The sequence below is a fragment of the Pseudonocardia sp. MH-G8 genome (genome assembly GCF_002262885.1).
Classification (GTDB): Bacteria; Actinomycetota; Actinomycetes; order Mycobacteriales; family Pseudonocardiaceae; genus Pseudonocardia.
Genome location: NZ_NKYF01000055.1, coordinates 1 through 19,654, shown reverse-complemented (window position 1 = coordinate 19,654; position 19,654 = coordinate 1). Strand labels below are relative to the sequence as shown.

18 protein-coding genes and 1 pseudogene are annotated in these 19,654 nt (G+C 70.0%); 11 read left to right on the top strand and 8 right to left on the bottom strand.

What is annotated here, in order from left to right:
- The first annotated feature begins 116 nt into the window (after positions 1-116).
- Together CFP66_RS46545 and CFP66_RS49810 are read left to right on the top strand one after the other, a co-directional pair.
- Positions 117-1,283: a DUF1684 domain-containing protein gene (locus tag CFP66_RS46545; RefSeq protein ID WP_094932002.1), complete on the top strand. Its 1,167-nt coding sequence runs from the start codon at positions 117-119 to the stop codon at positions 1,281-1,283.
- Positions 1,284-1,290: 7 nt separating this feature from the next.
- Positions 1,291-2,937, top strand: coding sequence for an FAD-dependent oxidoreductase (locus tag CFP66_RS49810; protein WP_094932001.1), 1,647 nt, complete (start codon positions 1,291-1,293; stop codon positions 2,935-2,937).
- A gap of 27 nt (positions 2,938-2,964) precedes the next feature.
- On the opposite strand, the gene CFP66_RS46535 is transcribed toward CFP66_RS49810, so the two are convergent.
- The 6 genes and pseudogenes from CFP66_RS46535 to CFP66_RS47755 form a co-directional block, all read right to left on the bottom strand.
- A complete protein-coding gene (locus tag CFP66_RS46535; protein ID WP_094932000.1) occupies positions 2,965-3,558 on the bottom strand; it encodes a helix-turn-helix domain-containing protein in 594 nt (197 codons plus the stop codon).
- Positions 3,559-4,430: 872 nt separating this feature from the next.
- Positions 4,431-5,435, bottom strand: a complete 1,005-nt coding sequence (locus CFP66_RS46530; RefSeq protein WP_094932007.1) for an Abi family protein — start codon at positions 5,433-5,435, stop codon at positions 4,431-4,433.
- Between the two features lie 662 nt (positions 5,436-6,097).
- A complete protein-coding gene (locus CFP66_RS49805) occupies positions 6,098-6,904 on the bottom strand; it encodes a hypothetical protein (protein ID WP_233160313.1) in 807 nt (268 codons plus the stop codon).
- 67 nt (positions 6,905-6,971) lie between these two features.
- Positions 6,972-7,421, bottom strand: a pseudogene (locus CFP66_RS50620) (Gfo/Idh/MocA family oxidoreductase); the annotation flags it as partial.
- Between the two features lie 129 nt (positions 7,422-7,550).
- On the bottom strand, positions 7,551-8,654 hold the full coding sequence (locus CFP66_RS46520; RefSeq protein ID WP_094931999.1) for a mandelate racemase/muconate lactonizing enzyme family protein: 1,104 nt from the start codon (positions 8,652-8,654) through the stop codon (positions 7,551-7,553).
- Positions 8,651-9,094 carry a hypothetical protein gene (locus CFP66_RS47755; RefSeq protein WP_143517639.1) on the bottom strand — a complete coding sequence of 148 codons (444 nt, stop codon included), beginning with the start codon at positions 9,092-9,094 and terminating at the stop codon, positions 8,651-8,653. Before CFP66_RS47755 ends, CFP66_RS46520 begins: the two co-directional genes overlap by 4 nt.
- A gap of 153 nt (positions 9,095-9,247) precedes the next feature.
- Between CFP66_RS47755 and CFP66_RS46510 the strand changes: the two genes are divergently transcribed.
- The 7 genes from CFP66_RS46510 (at position 9,248) to CFP66_RS46480 (ending at position 16,157) form a co-directional block, all read left to right on the top strand.
- On the top strand, positions 9,248-9,691 hold the full coding sequence (locus tag CFP66_RS46510; RefSeq protein WP_094932006.1) for a cupin domain-containing protein: 444 nt from the start codon (positions 9,248-9,250) through the stop codon (positions 9,689-9,691).
- 39 nt (positions 9,692-9,730) lie between these two features.
- Positions 9,731-11,362 (top strand): FAD-dependent monooxygenase, encoded by a 1,632-nt coding sequence (locus CFP66_RS46505; RefSeq protein ID WP_094931997.1) that lies wholly within the window; start codon positions 9,731-9,733, stop codon positions 11,360-11,362.
- Positions 11,359-11,790, top strand: a complete 432-nt coding sequence (locus CFP66_RS46500; protein WP_094931996.1) for a RidA family protein — start codon at positions 11,359-11,361, stop codon at positions 11,788-11,790. Before CFP66_RS46505 ends, CFP66_RS46500 begins: the two co-directional genes overlap by 4 nt.
- Positions 11,787-13,127 (top strand): MFS transporter, encoded by a 1,341-nt coding sequence (locus CFP66_RS46495; RefSeq protein WP_094931995.1) that lies wholly within the window; start codon positions 11,787-11,789, stop codon positions 13,125-13,127. Before CFP66_RS46500 ends, CFP66_RS46495 begins: the two co-directional genes overlap by 4 nt.
- Positions 13,128-13,204: 77 nt before the next feature.
- A complete protein-coding gene (locus CFP66_RS46490) occupies positions 13,205-14,254 on the top strand; it encodes a helix-turn-helix domain-containing protein (RefSeq protein ID WP_094931994.1) in 1,050 nt (349 codons plus the stop codon).
- A gap of 57 nt (positions 14,255-14,311) precedes the next feature.
- Positions 14,312-15,070, top strand: a complete 759-nt coding sequence (locus CFP66_RS46485) for an SDR family NAD(P)-dependent oxidoreductase (protein WP_094931993.1) — start codon at positions 14,312-14,314, stop codon at positions 15,068-15,070.
- A 133-nt stretch (positions 15,071-15,203) separates the two neighbouring features.
- The gene (locus CFP66_RS46480; protein WP_233160310.1) at positions 15,204-16,157 is read left to right on the top strand and encodes a LysR family transcriptional regulator; all 954 of its coding nucleotides are present in this window, start codon (positions 15,204-15,206) and stop codon (positions 16,155-16,157) included.
- Here the strand turns inward: CFP66_RS46480 and CFP66_RS46475 are convergent, their stop codons facing one another.
- Together CFP66_RS46475 and CFP66_RS46470 are read right to left on the bottom strand one after the other, a co-directional pair.
- Positions 16,158-17,579, bottom strand: a complete 1,422-nt coding sequence (locus CFP66_RS46475) for an MFS transporter (protein WP_233160308.1) — start codon at positions 17,577-17,579, stop codon at positions 16,158-16,160. It abuts the gene before it with no gap.
- Positions 17,576-18,430 carry an alpha/beta hydrolase gene (locus tag CFP66_RS46470; RefSeq protein WP_094931992.1) on the bottom strand — a complete coding sequence of 285 codons (855 nt, stop codon included), beginning with the start codon at positions 18,428-18,430 and terminating at the stop codon, positions 17,576-17,578. Before CFP66_RS46470 ends, CFP66_RS46475 begins: the two co-directional genes overlap by 4 nt.
- A gap of 474 nt (positions 18,431-18,904) precedes the next feature.
- On the opposite strand from CFP66_RS46470, the gene CFP66_RS46465 reads away from it, so the two are divergent.
- A complete protein-coding gene (locus CFP66_RS46465; protein WP_094932003.1) occupies positions 18,905-19,297 on the top strand; it encodes an ester cyclase in 393 nt (130 codons plus the stop codon).
- A 73-nt stretch (positions 19,298-19,370) separates the two neighbouring features.
- The coding region (locus CFP66_RS50615; protein ID WP_369805297.1) for a Gfo/Idh/MocA family oxidoreductase at positions 19,371-19,654 on the top strand (284 nt) is incomplete at its 3' end.

Below are 19,654 nucleotides of genomic sequence, written 5' to 3'. Positions count from 1 at the left end.
CGCATCCAACGACGCGACCCACCCAGCAAGATCCACCACGCGGTGATCATCACCGCCGGACGAGCCTCAGCCTCTCACGACACGCCGAAGTGCCGTTGCAGTATTAGTGTCGAATCATGGTCGAAGAACGTCTGGAAATTGACTATGAGGCGTGGCGACGCGGCCGCTGGGACGAGATCGCCGGACCTCTCGGGAAAGCCGGGGTCGTCCAACTCGCGACGATCACCGGGTCGGCTCAGACGGTCGAGGGCGTGCCCGGACGATGGGACGCGAGCGACTCGGACGGGTTGAAGTTCACCGCGGCTGGTGCGGATGGGGTGTCGCTGGACGGCCGTCCGGTGAATGGCACGGTCACGTTGACCGGGGGCAGCAGTCTGCGGTTGTCGGGTGAGCGCACTATGGCTGTCTCCGGGGGCGGGGGGATCTACGGGCTGACCGTATGGGACCCCGCAGCCTCCTCGCTGGCATGGTTGCGGGAGATCGCGGTCTTCCCGGTGGATCCGACATATGTGGTCGATGCGGAGTACCGGAGGACGCCGGGACGGGAAGTGGAGATCGAGCGACTGACCGATCCGCCCACCAAGCACATCCTCCCGGCGCCCGCCGATCTGGTGTTCGACCTTGCCGGGCAGCAGTGCTCTCTGATGGTGATCGAAACGTTCCCCGGCAACCTGCTGGTGGTGTTCACCGATTCCACCAGTGGTGCTGGGACGCCGGACATCGGCAGATGGGTGGTGTTGCCGCCGGTGGCGGGCGACACCGTCCGGGTCGATTTCAATCAGGCCGTGCTTCCCCTGCACGTCTTCTCGCGCGCTTTTCCGTGCCCGCTGGCGCCGGAGGGTAACCATCTACCTGTGCCCGTACCGGTGGGTGAGCGCGCACCTGTTCACAGAGAATCGATAGGAACACGTGAGGCCATGAGCACCGATCTCAAAGACACCGCTACCCGCTACCTGCGACGGCTGGAAGCGGGCGACTACGCCGGGATGCGTGCGCTATGCACGGACACCGCGACCGTCTGGCACAACGACGGCAAGGGGCAGCAGACCATCGACGAGAACCTCGCGATGCTCAAAGATGGTCCTGCGGCGGAGGCGTCGCTGCGCTACGACATCACCCGCCAGTTCACCGAAGCGGACGAGGTGCTCCAACAGCACGTACTGCGCATCACCAACGCCGACGGGCCGGTCGGCGAAGTGCAGGCGGCGATGTATTTCCGCTTCAGGGACGGACTCATCGACCGGATCGAGGAGTACGCCAACTTCATCCCGGCCTCTGGCTGACGCTGAGATGAAGGTGGTGATCGTAGGTGGCGTGGCTGGTGGGATGTCAGCGGCCACCCGCCTGCGTCGACTCGACGAGAAGGCCGAGATCGTCGTGTTCGAGAAAGGTGGGTACGTTTCGTTCGCCGGCTGTGGCCTGCCCTACTACATCGGCGGCGTGATCGGTGAACGGTCGGCGCTGCTGCCGCAGAGTCCGGACGGGTTGAGGGAGAGGTTCGCGCTCGACGTGCGAGTGGGCCAGGAGGTGCTGGCGATCGACCGAACAGCCCACACGGTCACGGTGCGGGATCACCGGTCCGGTGTGGACTACGCACAGCACTGGGATCACCTCGTCCTCAGCACGGGTGCGGAGGCGGTGGTGCCGCCCGTGCCAGGAGTGGAACGCGCGCATGTACTACGGGACGTCGTCGACGCCGACGCCATCGTCCAGGCAGCCGAGCACGCCCGTACCGCCGTGGTGATCGGCGCCGGGTTCATCGGACTGGAGATGGCCGAGAATCTCCACGCCAGGGGCCTGTCGGTTGCGCTGGTCGAGCAGGCAGGACAGGTGCTGTCCCCGCTGGATCCGGAGATGGCGGAGCCGGTGGCGGCACACCTACGTGCTCACGGTGTCGAGGTGCGGCTGGGCACGCGAGTGGCCCAGGTCGGTCCGGACACCGTGGTGCTCGGCGATGGCGCCGCCCTGCCTGCCGATCTGGTCGTCCTGGCCGCCGGGGTACGGCCGCGAAGCGGCCTGGCCGTGGCCGCCGGCCTGGGGATCGGCCCAGGCGGTGGAATCCTGGTGGACGCCTCGTTGCGCACCTCCGATCCACGCGTCTACGCGGTCGGTGATGTCGCCGAGAAGATCGACGCGGTATCCGGGCAGCCTGTGCTCATCCCGCTGGCGGGGCCCGCCAACCGGCAGGGTCGGCTGGCGGCGGATTCCATCATGGGCCGCCCGGCGTGCGACACCGACGGTTATGGCACCGCCGTGGTCGGCGTGCTCGGGCTCACCGCCGCGGTCACCGGCTGGAACGAGAAACAGCTGCGAGCCGTCGGACGCGCGCATCGGGTCGTCCACATCCACCCGCCGGCACACGCCGCCTATTACCCAGGGGCAGCGCCGCTCTCGCTGAAGCTGCTCATCGACGGGGACACGGACGGGATCCTCGGTGCGCAGGCAATAGGAACCGAGGGCGCGGCCAGACGCATCGACGTGCTCGCCACAGCCATGGCCGGAGGACTGAGCGCGTCGGATCTGCTCGGACTCGACCTGGCCTACGCGCCGCAGTACGGTTCTGCCAAGGATCCGGTGAACTTGTTGGGGTATGTCGCGGAGAACCTCGCCTCTATGGCCACGACCACCGTGCAGTGGCACGAGTTGGATGAGGCGCGGGTCGGCGGCGCGACGGTCCTCGACGTTCGGACACCGGACGAGTTCGCCGTCGGTGCGATCCCCGGTGCGATCAACGTGCCTCTGAGCAAGTTGCGTCAGGATGCACCCGACCTGCCACCAGGGCGGTTGATCGTGTACTGCCGCGTCGGGCAGCGCGGTCACACGGCCACCCGTCTGCTGAGCGCGTACGGCCGGGAGACCGCCAACCTCGACGGTGGTTTCCTCACCTGGAAAGCCGGTGTCAGGTCGGCGTCGATGTCACCCAACAACGCACGGTAGTACGCAAATACACCGCTCGCGCCGAGGCTATGAACGATCAGATTTCCTGGGGCTCGCCCGGATGTGCGCACGTTCACCCTGTTTACCGAACAGACTGAGGAACTCAACGGACTCCGTGTCGGCGGCGCCGAACCAGTGGGGAACGTGCGTATCGAACTCGGCCACTTCGCCGGGAGTCAGCACGAGATCGTGCTCACCGAGCACCAACCGCAGGCGTCCGTTGAGGACATAGAGCCATTCGTAGCCCTCGTGGCTCTGCGGAGACGGGTCTTTCGAGCGGGCTGCGGCCGAGAGCACGAACTTGTATGCCTGGACGCCACCTGGGCGCCGCGTGAGCGGCAGGACCGTCATCCCGCCGTGGCAGCTGATCGGCCGCAGGTGCAGGCGTGGGTCGCCGGTGGGTGGGGCGGCGACGAGCTCGTCGAGTGTGACGCCATGTGCCTTGGCCAGTGGGAGGAGCTGTTCCAGGGTCGGACGGCGGCTGCCCGATTCCAAGCGGGACAGGGTGCTCACCGAGATGCCGGTCGTAGCGGACAGCTCGGCGAGCGTGCTGCCCCGGTTCCGGCGCAGCGCGCGTAGCTGGAATCCCACGGCGCCTAGCGCCTTCTCCACGTCGTCCATACCGTCCCAGATTGCCAGTCGGGCAACTCGATTTGCAAGTCTGTGTATACAGGGTGCGATAGTGCCTGGGGAGGTGATCCAGGGTGACCGAGGAGATGGACAGCCGCTTCGCCGTGGTGGTCGTCGGTGGGGTGCCGCTGGCCTGGGAGCGGCGCGCCGCCGGCCTGCCGGGGACTCGAACCTGCGCAGACCTTTCCGCTGCACCTAGGCCGGGCGTGCCCGTGCTGGAGCGACAGGGCTGGGCACTGCTGCGCGATGTTCGGGGTTCTCCTGTGACGCGCGTCGCTACTTCCTCGTGCCCTGTTCGCGCAGGACGCGTTTGATCGTGCTCTCGCTGACGCCGTGGCTTCTAGCCAACTCGGCCAGCGTCGATCCGGCTGAGTATGAGGTGGCAATGGAGCTCGAATCGAGCTTGGCCCGGCCTGTGAGGTGCGGTGCACGGCGCCCAGGTGTTGTCGCGACAGATGCCCTGGTGTCGTTCGTGGGTTGACCGGCGCCTACAAGAACCTGACTCGCGGGGTCGTCGTACGCGTGTACCGCTGTCACCCAACCGGCGGGGAAGCCACCGCGACCGACGAAGCCCAGCGCGTTCGGTGGCTCACGGCCTCCGAGGTCGAGCAGCGCATGACACCGGCATACGCGGTGTGCGCGTCGGGTCATCGATGCCACGGTGGCTTCCGAGACCGGGGTGCGGAACATCCCAAAGACACGATCAAGCATGTTCAACGACCTGACCAGCCAAGGCTGCGGCGCTGACCCTGCTCGATGATCTCCCAGGATGTAAGAGATCGTCGGTGACTCCCATCTCGTTACGAGACGGCTCCTGAGGGAACAGTCCCACTGACGAGTGCGAGCTCAACTCGGCCCGGGCCTCAAGCGAGGTGTCGGGTCCAAAAGCCGTCGTCCGCCCAGTCATCTGGGACGCCCATGCCGCGGAGGTTCATCGGCGGGCGCGTGCTGAGCAGGTCGTGGAGTCGCCTCGTCCACCTACTGCGCGGAGACGCCGAGTCCAGAACTGATTGCAGAGACACGAGCACTGGGTAGAGGCGCTTTCGCGACCGCTCCGGAAGGGAGCCCGCGTTCTGCAGCCATGAGATCGTGGGAGTTGTCGGGATCGCCGGGTATACGCCGAGGCCGACGTTCCACAGCCGCCCGTGGTGGGCGCAGACGTTGCGGACGCGGACGTAGGTTTGCATCCAGGACTCAAGCACTGGGGCGGTCAGCCCGATGCTCTTGGCGACCGCGGTTCGGTTGGACCGCCCACTCAGGTTGCGGTACGCGCTGGCCAACTGGCCAATGGTCAGGGTCTCGACCATGAGCCAGGACGGCGGCAGCTCGGGCGAGCCGTAGGTCGTCAGGTAGTGCTCGAGGGCTGAGCGGTGGACCAGCGAGTCCTCCCCGGCGTCCGGCGTCCCGCGCAGCCGATCGTCGCAGGTGGTTCGAACGATCTTCAGGAGCCCTTCGTGCTTGCCGCGGTCGTCGAAGTGCTTGGCGTCCAGGTACCAGTGCGGGTCGTCGTACGTCGTCGACATGTGGTCGGTGAGCGCGGCGCGCACGGCCACCTCGACGCGTTCCAGCGCGTCCATGACCAGCAGCCGGAGGGCCCGGTCGAAGGCGTAGAGGTCGAGCACGTCGTCGAACCCTGTGCCCTCGCGGAAGAGGTGATCCGGCCCGCCGTGCTGGAAAGGGATTGTGTACGGCGAGAGCCTGTAGTAGCCGATGTGTCGCAGGTACCGTCCGGCACGATCCGGGTCCGGGATCCCCAGCCCGCGCTCGGTGAGCCTGTCGACGAGCTGGTCGAGGCTCAGCGGCGACTTGTCGTAGGGCAGCGAGCCGCGGGGACGCGACGGCCGAGGCGCACGCGTTCGTCCAGGCATGCAGCGCTCCTCCATGCCCGCGGCAGAGAAAATCCCCCAAGTGCGCATCGTTGAGAGGCGTGGGGGATGTAGTGGTTGAACCGTAGCATGGATCGCTGGCCCAGTGGATCGGAGGAGCGGGCGGAACCTGAGGCCGGCTCAGTCGACGACGGGGCACAGCGACAGCACCTGCAGCCTGGCTTCCACTCAACAGCATCGCCGGGTGTAACGGGGTCCCGGTCGTGCGGGACGTCGAGGCATCAAGAAGGCATCACCAGTCCTGACGCGGCCTGCTACGAGTGAGTACACAGCAGCACGTCAACCAGCAAGAACGCTCCTGAGCGGCCCTTGTCGGCAGGCGGGAACCGCGTTCACACCGATGAGGCCACCGGCTCAACAGTTTGTGACGTCAGTGCGAGCGCTTCGGTCGGCCTTCGTGAGGCCATTCGGTCCTCGCTGCTCGTGGCCGGTGCTCCGCTGTCGGTGACAACAGCGTGGGCGTTCGCCGCCGGCCAGCAGAGCCGCGGTCGGGGCCAGGCCGAGCTGGGCGAGGCGGCGCAGAGTGCCACTGCCACGGCGAGGACTGCGCGACGAGCACGACGACGCCGCGACGTCCTGGCCCCTCGTCCCTGGGACTCACGGGTCCCGTCCCTGACCCGCGTTCAGTGCTGCCGGATCAGTGATCAGTCGGCCCAGGGCTCCTGGGAAGTGCGCACCGTCGCGCCCGTGCGGGCCGACTCCTCGATCGCCAGGCTGATCAGGTGGTCCTGGCAGGCGTGCGCCAACGGGTACGGGGGCTCGCCGGCGCCGCGGCACCAGGCACCCATGCGGTCGATGATGGTTGCCACCGAGATGTCGTCCTCGGCCAGCCGCGCTCCTCGGTAGGGGTTGCGGTAGACGACGCGGCCGTCGGCGATGATGTGATCCAGGTCGAAGCCCTCGAGGTTCAGGTCGATCCCGGTCTGGCGCCGCACCAGGTGGGACTCCACTGCGGTCGCCGGGTCGGCCAGGCGCACGAGGCGGTCGTCCACGAGCTCGCCGTGGCTGCCGCGTACGACGATGCGGTTGGCCCGCAGTGGGTTGAACCACTGGTTGTCGGTGAAGTCGTACAGGCCGGAGCGGCCCTCGCCGAAGTCGAGCACCGCGAGGGTGGTCAGTGCGGGCTGCGGCTCGGTCCCGCCGACCCAGCCACGGCGGTCGAGCGGGTCGGCGAGTGGTGCGGTGAGGCCGCGTGCGGTCACCTCGGCGTCGGCGAACCCGGCGTCGAGCATCATCCGGATCATCGACACCGCGTGGTAGAGGTGCGTGGAGGAGACCTGCACCGAGGTCACCCGCCCGATCGCGCCGCTGCGCAGCACCGCCCAGCGCGCCGCGTGGGCAGGCATCATCAGGTACTGCTCGGCCACCTGCACCAGGCCGCTGCCGCCGACGCGTGCCCACAGGTCCCGCAGGCCCGCGAGGTCCGGGGCGGGCGGCGTTTCGCTGAGCACGGGTACGGCCCTGCTCCACCAGCTCCACGGTGACCGCCGGTGCGGCCGCCCACGGCACCGAGACGATCACGAAGTCGGGCCGGTCGGCCGCGACCAGCTCATCGGTCGTGCGGAAGGTCGGGACGCCCCACTGCTCCTCGACCTGCGCGCCGCGCTCGGCGGTGCGGGTGACGACGCCGGTGGCGGCGAACCGTTCGGGCATCGTCTGGGCCAGGCGCAGGAAGAACCCGGTGCGCCAGCCGCTGCCGACGATCCCGTAGCGGACGGCGGCCGTCACAGGCCCGGGCGCCGGTGACCGGGGTGAACGCCTGGGGCGCGACCGACCCAGGAGGCGCTGTTCCTGGAGGGGGCGAAGGACGACGAGTGGCTGGGGCGCAGGCCTACACCCGCACGCTGATCGGCCCCGACGATCCAGTTCCCGTTCCCGAGGAAGCCGAGACCACGCAGATGGGGTGGGTGTACTTCCCGGACGCCATCGGAGTCGGCTTGCGCGCTGCAGCCCGGCCACCTCACCCATCGCACACCAGCTCCCGCGGCGGTGGCGACGACTGCCCGGTGCCTGTCCGGGACCACCGGGAGTCCCGTGCCGACATCACGAACGGGGCGGCTCATGCGCACCCGAGGGGACGTGCCCCCTGTGCGCCACTCAGAAGGATGCCACCGGGGCGCCGAAGAGGTCTTCATCGGGCGTGATGCCCAAGCCCGGGCCTTGCGGTCGCTTGATGTGGCCGCCCTCGGCTCGGATGCCGTTCTCCGGGTCGTAGTGACCTTCGATGTGATCGGCCGCCAGCCAGACGCCCTCGAGCAGTTCGGGTGCGACCGTGGCGCCGATGTGGGTACAGGCGGCAGCGATGATGTCGCCGCCCCAGGAATCGTCGCAGGTGTGCGGCAGGTTCCGCGCCGCGCAGAGGTCGCGGAAGGTGCGCATCGGGTGCAGTCCGCCCAACCGGGTGACCTTCATGCCAAAACCGTCGACCAAACCGGTGCCGGCGGCGGTGACGACCTCGTTCAGGCTGGTGCCGTTCTCGTCCACGTAGATGCCGTGGCTGACCTGAGAGCGGATCTTGCGTAGGTCTTCGAGGGTGTTGCAGGGCTGTTCCATGACGAACGGGATGTCCGGGCACTCGCGGCTGAGCCGCAGCGCGTCGCGGGTGGTCAGGCTGCGGTTGCCGTCCACCGCCAGGCGCATCGCCGACCCGCGGATTACCTCCCAGACCTTGCGGACGGTTGCGATGTCCTCCTCGACAGGCCGCCCGCCGATCTTGACTTGCAGGCGCGGGTAGCCCTGGTCGCGCTTGACACCCGCCAAGCGGGCGGTGTCCTCGGGTGAGCCGACGCCGGTGGAGTAGTAGGCAGGAACGCGATCGGTGAGCGCGCCACCGAGTAGGTCGGACACGCTCACACCGAGGTGTTTGCCCAACAGGTCGTGGGCGGCGATGTCGATGGCGGCCTTGGCGTAGTGGTGGCCGTGGAGCAGCCCGTCCATACGCCGGTGCAGAGGTACCGGCAGCACCTCGGCCCCGAGCAGCCCAGGCGCCATCTCGGTCAGCGCTGCCACGGCGCCGGCGGCGTGGGCCTCGGCATAGGTGGGTCCCACCGGGCAGGTCTCGCCCCAACCGACGAGTCCGTTCGCGGCCACCAGCTTGACCAGCGTCGTGGACAGGGACCGGACTTCCGCCTGGGCGAGTTTGTAGGGGCCGCCTCGCACCGGCAGTTCATGGCGGTAGAGATGGATTTCCGCGATCCTCACTGTCCGACCTCCGGCATCGCGAGTACGAGCTCGCCGAGCTGCTCCTTGTCGAGGAACTCCCCCTGGGCTGCCCGGATTTCGTTGGAGGCTACCAACTCGGCCGGCCCGTTCCGGGCCGCGCTCTTTGATCTGGCGGCCGGTCGGGCTCGGCTCGATCGCGCAGCCAGGTCGATGCCGCCCGCGGCCCGCACGACGCCGCGCTGTTCGACCTGCAGGCCGATTCCCCATGGCGAAGTGCCGACCGGGACCGGCAGCAGCGGCCCTCGGTGTTCGTGCTGGGGGAGCGCTGGAGGGAGCCGGATCAGGCACTGGAGCTTCAGCTGTTGTTCCAGTCGAAGGCCGGCGGCGACGCGTTGCCCTCCATCGGCTGCTGACGAAGTGTGCGGACGGTTCGTCGCTGCCGTGGAGATCGCGGTGACCGGACGGCGGTTCGCCTCCACGCCTGCGCCGACTGTTCAGATTCTGCACAGCACGCCCCGGTCAGAGGACGCGAGACCGCACACTCGCCGCATCAGACCTGCGTGGTCTCCCGCGGCATCGGCGGTGTCTGGGCGGGCACGTGGCCCCGATCGCGATCGAAGAAGGGCACATCGATGGATCTCAAGGTCGACTGGGACGGCGACGTCACACGAGTGCACCCCGAGAAGTCTCAGCGCGCGAAGCAGGACGTCAACGCCCTGTTCGGGGTCAACGGTGTGACCACCCCGTCGAAACACCTGTCGCTCCTGGTCACGTACCTGAAGCCTGGTGAGAAGTCGAACGCCCATTACCACCTCGAGCACGAGTCGGCCCTGTTCGGTATCGGGGGCAGCGTCCACTTCTTCTGGGGCCGCGAACTCGAGCACGACCTCGTGGTGGGCAAGGGCGACTTCCTCTACATCCCGCCGTTCTGCCCGCACGTCTCCTACAACCGCAGCCACACGGTGGACGCCTCGTTCGTCACCGCGCGGACCGACGCCTACGAGCAGGAGCGGGTCGTCGTCCTGCCCGATCTGGATGACGACCGGTGCAAACCGCGCGTGTCGTACATCGACTGAAACCACCCGAGGTGCGATGAGGACGAGGAGGTTCTGATCGTGATCGACGTTCCGGTTCTCGTAGTCGGAGGCGGTCCGGCCGGTATGAGCATGTCGCTGCTCCTGGACCGGTTCGGCATCCCGAACATGCTCGCCGAGAAACGCCCGTCCACCACAACCCACCCGAAGGCCCGCGGGTGCACCGCCCGCACGATGGAGCAGTTCCGGGTCTGGGGCATCGAGGAACGTGTCCGCAAGGCCGCGCTCCCGCAGGAGTCCGATGTGGCCTGCTGGTGCGAGAGCCTCAACGGCCCGCTCGTGGCCTACACCCAGCCCGCACCGGTCCAGAACACTCCTGCGCCCCGGTCGATCGTTCCGCAGGACGCGGTGGAGGAGGCGCTCGCGGACGAACTCGCGACGCGGCCGGGCGTTGCGCTCCGCCGACGCACCGAGTTCCTCTCGCTGGCGCAGGACGCCGAGGTCGTCACCGCCCGTCTGCGCGACCTCGACACCGGTGAGCTGCTCGAGGTGCGGGCCCGCTACCTGGTCGGCTGCGACGGGGCCAACAGCCGGGTCCGCGACGCGGTGGGGATCGAGATGGAGGGCCCGCCGACGCTCGCGCTGATGGCCAACCACTACTACAGGGCCGACGTCGGCCACCTGCCACACGTGCGCAGCGCGATCGGCTTCCTCGTCCGACCTCGGGACCGGTCACGGCCGGACGTCAACGTCCTGGCCACCGGGCCTCGGGGGGATCGGTGGCTCGCGGTGCAGAAGCTCCGTGACGGCGAGGAACCGATGTCGGAGGAGGACCTCATCGCTTTCGTTCGGGAGATCTGGGAGATCCCCGATCTTCCGGTGCAGCGGATCAACGTCATGAACTGGCACATGAGCGCCCAGGTCGCGCAGCGGTTCCGATGCGGCCGGGTGTTCCTGGCGGGCGACGCCGCTCACCGGTTCCCCACCGCCGGGGGCAACGGCCTCAACTCGGGGGTGCAGGACGTGCACAACCTCGCCTGGAAGATCGCGGCGGTGCTGTCCGGGCACGCCGCGGTGTCGCTGGTCGACACCTACGAGCCCGAGCGCCGTCCGGTCGCGGTGTCGAACACCGAGTTCGCGGTGCGCAACCAGGGGCGGATGGACGAGATGGACGAGGCTTTCCGGCGGCGCGACGAGGACCCCGAGACCTGGCGCAGGCTGCTGGTCGACCAGGACAACCAGCTGCACAGCGATGGGCAGGCCATGGGCTACGTCTATCGCAGCGCCGCCGTCGTCGATGACGGCTCACCGCTGCCGCCGCACGACTCGCGGCGGTACTGGCCGGCCGACCGGCCCGGCGCCCGGTTCCCGCACCTCTGGCTGGACGTGGACCGCACCGAGACGACCATCGACTGGTTCGACACGACGTTCGTCCTGGTCTGCGGACCGGACGCCGATGAGTGGGAGTCCACCGGGACACGCCTGGCCGGCGCCGGGGCCCCGCTGCGCGTGCGGCGCCTGCCCCACCTGCTCGGCCCGCTGACCATCCGACGCGACGGTGCGGTCCTGGTCCGCCCCGACGGGCACGTCGCCTGGCAGGCGCCCGGAGCCGGTGCGGAGGCGCAGCTCGCCGTCGCGCTCGACCAGGTCCTCGCCCACGTTCCCGACGCCGCATCCGTCGCCCCGTCCGAAGCCCGAGGAGTGGAAGCATGACCGGTCCGTCCGCCGTTACGCCGCCCGAGCTGCCGTCCTACGCCAACCCGGCGGGCGTCGGCGTCCCGTTCAGCTCCTACTCCCACGTCTCCCGTGTCGGTGGGCTCGTCTTCGTGGCCGGCCAGGTCGGCATCGACGATGCGAACCGCCCGGCGGGCCCGGACGTCGCCGCGCAGACGGCGCGCGCCTACGACAACGTGCGCACGATCCTGGAATCGCAGGGCTCCTCCTTGCGCCACGTCGTCCGCTTCGTCAGCTACCTCGTCTCGGCCGACGACGTCTCCGAGTTCTACAGAGCACGGGAGGAGTACTTCGCCCAGGCGTATCCCGACGCGCAGTACCCGCCCAACACCCTGCTGATCGTCGCCGGGCTCGTGCGTCCCGAACTGCGTGTCGAGATCGACGCGACCGCGAGCGTCTCGACATGAGCGCCGCGACCATCCGGGACGCCGTGGACGGGGCGCGGATGAGCCCGTTCCAGATCGCCACCGTCGCCATCTGCCTGTTGATCAACCTCGTCGACGGCTTCGACGTCCTGGTGATGGCCTTCGCCGCATCCGGTGTCGCGCAGGAGTGGGGCCTGCGCACGTCCGAGGTCGGCGTGCTGCTCAGCAGCGCGCTCGTCGGCATGGCACTCGGCTCGGCGTTCCTCGCACCGCTGGCCGACCGGATCGGCCGTCGCCCGATGACCCTGGGCTGCCTGGCCCTGTGCACGCTGGGCATGGCGTTGGCCGCGGTCAGCACCGGACCCGTGACGCTCGGTCTTTCGCGACTGCTGAGCGGACTCGGCATCGGCGGGATGGTCGCGGGTCTCCCGGTCGTGATCACGGAGTACTCGCCTCGACGGCTGCGCGGCACCATGATCGCCCTCTACGGCACGGGCCTGCCCATCGGTGGTGTCCTCGGCGGCGCGGTCGCGGCCGCGCTGGCCGCGGAGTACGGCTGGCGCGCCCTGTTCGTGTCCGGGGCGGTGATCACCTTCGTCATGCTGGTCGTCGTCGCCGTGGCCCTGCCCGAGTCGCTCGACCACCTCCTCACCCGCCGGCCCGCGGGAGCCCTGCCGAAGGTCAACGCGCTGCTCGCCAGGATGCGGCTGGAGCCGGTCACCGAGCTGCCCCCGCGAGCCGGGGACGGGCCGCGGCAGGCCCGCGCCCGGGGCATCGGGGCCGGACGTTCGGTGCTGCTGTGGCTGGCCTACTTCGTGATGATGGCCGGGTTCTACTTCGCCGCGAGTTGGACACCGCTGCTGCTGGAACAGAGCGGCTACTCCGCGCAGGAGGGCGTGCAGGCCGGCCTGCTGCTCAACCTCGGAGGCATCATCGGAACGCTGATGATCGCCGGGCTGGCACTCCGGATCGCCCCGAGCGTCCTCGCGGTCTGCTCCCTCGTCGCAGCGGGGGCTTCCTACCTCGTACTCAGCCTGTCGCTCGGAGCGACGACGGCCGCGCTCGTCGGGGCCGTCGCCGTGGGGCTGTGCATCAATGCCGGCGGCAACAGCCTCAACGCAGTGGCGCCGGCGCTGTACCCACCGTCGACCCGTGCGACCGGGGTCGGATGGGCCATGGGCGTCGGCCGGGTCGGCGCGCTCACGGCCCCGCTGCTCGCGGGCGTTCTGCTCGAGGCCGGCTGGACTCCCCGGTCGCTCTTCGGTCTCTTCGCCCTCCCGCTGGTGGTTGCGGCAGGCGCGATCGCCGTGGTCACCTTCGCCCCGGGCGACCGCGTGCGCGTGGAGCGGCTGGCACCCGCATCCGTCCCCCCGGTCTGAGAGGGCAGCAATGCGAATCGTCGACATCGCAGGGGACACGCACCTGTTGCACGCAGCGACGCATCCGGTGGCCCGTGATGCGCGGTGACCTGGTAGCGATGTGGGAGCGCTTCCTCTGCGGGGAGCCGGTCACCGTGCGTCCGGAGATACAGGCGTCGTGGCAACGGTCGAAGGCCGGCGGCATCGACCCGGAACGGCTCGATCTCGAGCGAACGGAGATCGATCCCGAGCAGACCCTGGTCCGGGCCGGTGCACCGGTGATGCTGGGGATGTCCGACCAGTTCGCGGGCACGGCGACCGCACTGGCGCTCGCGGACGTCACCGGGACCGTGATCTGGCGCTGGGAGGCCGACCGGCGGCTGACGGGTGACCTCGACCGGATCGAGTTCACCCTCGGGTCCCGGGCCGGGGAGCGCAGTGCGGGGACCAACGGAATAGGGATCGCAGCCACGACGTCGCGCACCTCGGTCGTCGTAGGCGCCGAGCACTTCAAACAGGCGTGGCACGGGTGGGCCTGCGTCGCCGCGCCGGTGGTCGATCCGGTCAGTCGCAGGGTCGCGGGAAGCGTCAACATCGCCTGCCCCGCACCGGACGCCAACCGGTTGCTCGTGGTGGTGGCACGCTCGCTCGCCGCGAACATCTCCGAGTCCCTGCGGCGGACGATGACAGCCCGGCAGCACCGGCTGCTCGACGCCCACCTGGCCTTCTGCACGTCCGGCGCCGGCGCCGTGGTCAGCCTCGACCGTCAGCACATGATCGTCGAGGACGGTGCGGCTCCGTACGGGCTCGACCGGGCTGCGCTGTGGCAGGTGGTCGACCAGGCCGGGCCGGCGGCCCGGGAGGTCGAGATCGCCGCAGGCGTACACGCACGGATGTACCCGGTCACGCCGAACCGTCTCGACGACGGGGTGGTGCTGCTCATCGGCCGTGGTCCGGTGCCGTCGGCGTCCCCGCCGAAGCCCTCCACAGTCACGCTCACCCCGCTGGAGCAGGCCGAGGCGCGGGTCATCGTCGATGTCCTCACGGAGTGCGGTGGCAACAAGTCCCTCGCCGCGAACCGGCTGGGGATCTCCCGGGGCACGCTCTACCAGCGGCTCCGCTACTACCGGCTGAGCGACGCGACCTGAGGGACGGGTCCCCGCTCGCCCAATCCCACCAGCAGATCAGCAGGAGGAGGTACCGCGATGAGTGTTGTCCGAGGCAAGGTCGCCCTGATCACCGGCGGCGAGAGTGGCATCGGGTTGGCGACCGCCAGGTTGTTCGTGGCCGAGGGTGCGCGCGTGCACCTCGTAGGGCTCGACGAGGCGCGGCTCGCGGCCGCCGTCGAGGAACTGGGTGCCGCCAACGCCTTCGGCTCGGTCGCCGATGTCACCGACGAGGCGGCCGTCCGCGAGGCGACGCGCCTGGGGGTCGACCGCTACGGCCGGTACGACGTCGTGCTCAGCAACGCGGGGACCAGCGGTGAGGTCGCGAAGATCGTGGACTACCCCGCCGACGTCTTCACCCGCACCCTGCACGTCCACGTCCTCGGCGCCTTCCACGTGCTCAAACACGCGATCCCGCACGTTCCCGACGGTGGGAGCATCATCATCACCTCCAGCGTCGTCGGGCTCATCGGCTTCGGCGACCTCTCCGCCTACGTCGCCGCCAAGCACGGCCAGGTCGGCCTCATGCGCTCGGCGGCCAAGGAGCTGGCCGGGCGCCGGATCAGGGTCAACACCCTGCATCCCGGGCCGACCTCCACGACCTTCCAGGACGACATCGAGATGCGCGCGACGCGGCTGGATCGCGAGACGGCGGCCAAGACCTTCGACGGGATCATCCCGCTCGGCCGGCACAGCACGCCCGAGGAGATCGCCCAGGCCGCGCTCTACCTCGCTTCCGACGCGAGCGCGATGGTCACGTCGTCGACGTTCGCGATCGACGGCGGCATGAGTGGTTGACGCGACGGGGCGCGGCGGAAACCGCGCTCCAGAAGTGTGTAGCGGCCGCAGCGCATGCGTCGTCGACGAGCGCATCGCCATATCGATCGGCAGATCGCTGACGGTCATCTGATACGTACTGCGTATGGTGGGGATGGTGGAAGCGCGTCACCTCCGTTACGCGTTGGCGCTCGCCGAGCACCAGCACTTCGGCCGGGCCGCCGGGTCGGTCGGCATCGCCCAGCCGCCGCTGTCGGCGCAGATCGCGGCGTTGGAGCGGGAGGTGGGCGAGCGGTTGTTCGACCGCACCTCCCGCGGGGTGTTCCCCACCGCGGCAGGCACCGCCTTCCTCGCCCGTGCCCGGCGTGCCCTGGACGAGATGGGTGGTGCGGTGACCGACGCCGGGCGCGCGGCGCGCGGTGAGACGGGCTGGTTGCGGCTGGGGTTCATCGGGTCCGCGCTCCTCGCGCCGTTGCCAGGGGTGTTGGGTCGCTTCCAGCGGTCGCGTCCGAACGTGCGGCTCGACCTGCGGGAGATGGCCAGCCCGGACGGGGTGGCGGCGCTGATCGCCGGGGAGCTCGACGTCGCCGTCGGGCGCGGCGGCCCCCGCGGCGCGGGGGCGGAAGGGCTGGTCACGGTGCCGATCGGCGTCGACGATCTGACGGCCGTCGTGGCTCGGACGCACCCCTTCGCGGGGAGCGCGGCCATCGATCACGCGCAATTGGCGGGGGAGAACCTCATCGTGGCTCCGTCGGACCAGGAACCGGCGGTCGTGTCCCGGCTGCGGGCGCTGTTCGGTTCCGGGTCCTCCCCGCTGGACTGCGCCACGGCGGCCCGCGACATCCATACGATCGTCGGGCTGGCGGCGTGTGGGGTGGGCGTGGGGTTGGGCCCGACGCGGATGCGGCAGCTGGCGCGCGAGGACGTCTGGTATTGCGAGGTGCGACCGCACGTCCGGCTGCCCGACCTGCAGCTGTCGTTCCGGGCAGCGGACCGATCGCCGGTGCTCGCCGCGTTCCTGGACGTCGTACGCGCGAACTGCGCGGAGGTCGGCTCCCGCCTCGACGACGTGCTGGCCAAGCACCCGGCCGTGCGCATCACACCTTGATCAGCAGAGCGAGGATGCAGACGGTGGCGGGGACGAGCAAGGAGAGGAAGACCTGGCGGTAGCCGAGGCCCGCGGCGACGAGCACCGGCTCCGGTGCAGTACGGCCGCCGCGAGAGCGGCGAGGGCGAAGACCGCGACCTCGTAGCCCATCGCGTGCCCGAAGGCGGCACCGGCGTCGGCGGCGGGTGCGGTGTAGGCCAGGCCCGCGAGCGCGACCCCGAAGGTCCCGCCGAGCTGTTGCGCGGTGGGCAGCAGACCGGACACCGAGCTGGCCGCCTCGCCCGGGACCTGCGCCAGGACGAGGGAGAACGCCGACGCGGTGAAGACGCCGAAGGCGATCCCGCCGACCCCGAGCACGAGCCAGAGCGCCGGGCCGGGGGCGTCGATCGTCACGGCGGTCAGCACCGTGCTCACCCCGAGCACGCCCGCGCAGAGGACGAGGACCGCGGCGCCGAGGCGGCGGGCCGCCGCCTCGGCGAGGGCGCTGCCCAGCAACGCCCCGACCGCGTATGGGGTGATCGTGAGCGCGGTCGGCAGCGGGCCCAGCTCCAGCGCTCCTCGCAGGTGCAGGGACAGGAGCAGGATGAACGAGGGGATGCCGGCGTTGAACAGCAGCACGGCCGCGACGCCCCAGCGGGTGGTCGGGCAGGCGAGGGCGGCCGGGTGCAGCAGCGGGTGGCGCACCCGGCGCTGCGAGGCGACGAACGCACCCACCAGGACCGCGGCCGCGGCGAAGCTCACCCACACCCACGCGGGCCAGCTCTGGTCGGCGCCGAGGGTCAGCGGCAGGACCAGCAGGAACAGCCCCGACAAGCTGAGCCCGGCGCCGATCGGGTCGATGCGTGTCCGGGAGCCGTCCCGGCCGCGGCCCGGCGGGAGGGCGGGGGACAGCGCGATCGCGGCGAGCCCGACCGGCACGGTCAACGCCAGCGCCGCCCGCCAGCCCAGACCGAAGGGGTCGATCTCGAGCAGGATGCCGGCGAGGACGGGACCCGCCAGCGATGCCCCCGCCATCGTTGCGCCGTACCGGGCCAGAGCGCGGGGTCGGCGGTCCTCCGGCACGGCCTTCTGGATGATCGAGAGGATCTGCGGTGCCATCAGCCCGCTCCCGAGGCCCTGGACCAGCCGTGCCACGACGAGCACGTCCCCGTCCGGAGCTGCGGCACCGGCGGCCGCGGCGAGGGTGAACAGCGCCATGCCGGAGACGAAGAGCCGCCGGTAGCCGTACCGGTCTCCCAGCCGGGCCGCGGTGATCAGCGAGCAGGCGAAGGTCAGGGTGTAGCCGGCGAGGACCAGTTGCGCCGCGCCGGGGCCCGCGCCCAGCTCCTCTCGTACGTCCGGGACTGCGACCTGCATGACGGTGACGCTCATCAGCTGGACGAACGTCCCGGACAGCAGTACCGGCAGCGCGAGCGGTCTCACACCCTCTCCGCGAGCGAGGCCAGCACCGTGGCGAGTTCGTCGGGCCGGGTGAGGAAGGGGGAGTGGGCGCCGGGCAGCGAGTGCACCTCGGTCTTGGTGTCCGGCGCCACCTGGTCGGCCTCGGCGATCATCAGGTCCTGGGTGGCGAGGGGGAGGGCGAGGTCGTCGGTGAGCCGGATGTAGGTGCGGGGAACGCGTCCCCAGCGCGCGGCGGTGACCGGGACCGGGGCAGCCAGCGACGCGACCGGCTCGTCGGGGTGCAGGAGCAGCCGCCAGCCCGGCCGGTCGGCCGGCCAGTCGGCGAGGAAGGAACGGTGGATCGCGGCCACCTCGGCCGGGTCGGGGGAGAGCGGGTTGATCCGGATCGCGCCGATCGCGGTGGGGTCGCCGACCCGTGGGACGTGGACCGCGCCGGCGTTCTCCGGTGCGTCGACGTAGTCGAGGAACCGCGGCCGTCCCGCGGGCACGAACGCCGACAGGTAGACGAGGTGGTCGATGAGTTCGGGCGCGCGTTCCGCGGCGGCCGAGGAGGTCCCGCCGCCCGCGCTGTGCGCGACCAGGACCACGCGGCGGAACCGCGGCCGGACCTCGGCGAGCCGGGTCACCAGCGCGTCGGTGAGGTCGTCCATCGTCAGGTCGGCCAGGTCGGAACGTTCGGTGGCGATGCCGGGTTGGCCGGGCTGCAGGTAACCGGTGGGAACGGGCGCGGTGATGCCGTGTCCCGGCAGGTCGATCGCAGTGCTCGCAATCCCCCGCTGCGCCAGGGAGCGTTGGGTGGCCGCCCAGTGCAGGGACGAGTGCCAGGCGCCGTGGACGAGGACGACCAGGGTGGAGGACGTGGTGGCGTTCATGGAGCGGCCTTCCGACGGTGGGTGGGTCTGCCACCAACACATCCCAAGATCGCCAAGTCATCCAGCCTGATAGCTCACTACCGGCATCGCAATACGCGCAACATATGGACGGGCGGTGGGCGCCGTTCGGGCCACGGCCCCTGCATGATCGCCGGGAGCGGCGCAGAGCTCCTGTTCGGTCGCATCGACGGAGACCGGTCGGCCCCCCGGTCGGTCGTCGTGCACACCCGGCTCGTCGACTACCCGGGTACACACCGGTGACGGCCGCGGTCCGCAGATGTCGAGCGACGCCGGCGACTTCTCTCCTGCCGCTTCAGCTCCCGTGGCACACCTTCTTTCTGTACCGAACGGAATAGAACTCGTGCGGTCGGGGTTGCTCCCGCCAGGGCGGCTCCGCGATGAGAGGTCGCAGTGTGTCGCCCGGTTCATCGCAGCCGAGTGCAGTCCCGGCTCCGGGGCGGCAGGGAGACCATCGTGTCCGACGTCGACGTGCGCGAGTTCTACCGGCGCTACATCGAGGCGCTCAACGCCCATGAGTTCGACCGCATGGACGAGTTCATCAACGACGAGACCACCCTCAACGGCGAGCCGGGCACTCGGGACGACGTCATCGCCGTCCTGAAGGGGGATGCGGACGCGGTGCCCGACTTCCACTGGGAGCTTCAGGAGTTCGCCGTCGACGGTGACCGCCTTGCTGCCCGTCTGATCAACACGGGCACCCCGGTGAAGGAGTGGCTGGGCGCGGTCCCGACCGGTGTCTCCTTCGAGATCGTCGAGTACGCCATCTACCAGGTCCGCGGCGGCCGGTTCGTGCACATGACGGCCCTGCACGACGCCGAGGTGCTGCAGCGGCAGTTGGCCGGCTGACCCAGGAGCAGCCCAGCGGCGAGCGGTACCCGGAGATCGGTTCGGTCCGATCTGTCAGACGGAGGAAGAGGCAATGACAAGGGGCAACGTGGGGGCAACGGAGAACCTGGGCGGAAGTCGTCGGATCGGTGTCGGCATCGTGGGTCTGAGTGCGTCGGGCGGTTGGGCGGCCGGAGGGCACGTGCCTGCGCTGTCGGTCGTGGACGGGATCGAACTTCGAGCGTTGGCGACGGGTTCTGCTGCGTCGGCTCGCGCCGCGAGCGAGGTCTACGGGGTGCCCGGGTACGCCTCGGTCGAGCAGCTCGCGAGGGATCGGGGTGTCGATCTGGTCGTCGTTGCGGTCAAGGTGCCTCGGCA

Bases quoted from the DNA above. Each gene is read 5' to 3' on its own strand.
- CFP66_RS46545 (WP_094932002.1), top strand. From the start codon at position 117: ATGGTCGAAGAACGTCTGGAAATTGACTATGAGGCGTGGCGACGCGGC.
- CFP66_RS49810 (WP_094932001.1), top strand. From the start codon at position 1,291: ATGAAGGTGGTGATCGTAGGTGGCGTGGCTGGTGGGATGTCAGCGGCC.
- CFP66_RS46480 (WP_233160310.1), top strand. From the start codon at position 15,204: ATGGTGGAAGCGCGTCACCTCCGTTACGCGTTGGCGCTCGCCGAGCAC.
- CFP66_RS46490 (WP_094931994.1), top strand. From the start codon at position 13,205: ATGCGCGGTGACCTGGTAGCGATGTGGGAGCGCTTCCTCTGCGGGGAG.
- CFP66_RS46530 (WP_094932007.1), bottom strand. From the start codon at position 5,435: ATGCCTGGACGAACGCGTGCGCCTCGGCCGTCGCGTCCCCGCGGCTCG.
- CFP66_RS46470 (WP_094931992.1), bottom strand. From the start codon at position 18,430: ATGAACGCCACCACGTCCTCCACCCTGGTCGTCCTCGTCCACGGCGCC.
- CFP66_RS46495 (WP_094931995.1), top strand. From the start codon at position 11,787: ATGAGCGCCGCGACCATCCGGGACGCCGTGGACGGGGCGCGGATGAGC.
- CFP66_RS46535 (WP_094932000.1), bottom strand. From the start codon at position 3,558: ATGGACGACGTGGAGAAGGCGCTAGGCGCCGTGGGATTCCAGCTACGC.
- CFP66_RS46510 (WP_094932006.1), top strand. From the start codon at position 9,248: ATGGATCTCAAGGTCGACTGGGACGGCGACGTCACACGAGTGCACCCC.
- CFP66_RS46500 (WP_094931996.1), top strand. From the start codon at position 11,359: ATGACCGGTCCGTCCGCCGTTACGCCGCCCGAGCTGCCGTCCTACGCC.
- CFP66_RS46485 (WP_094931993.1), top strand. From the start codon at position 14,312: ATGAGTGTTGTCCGAGGCAAGGTCGCCCTGATCACCGGCGGCGAGAGT.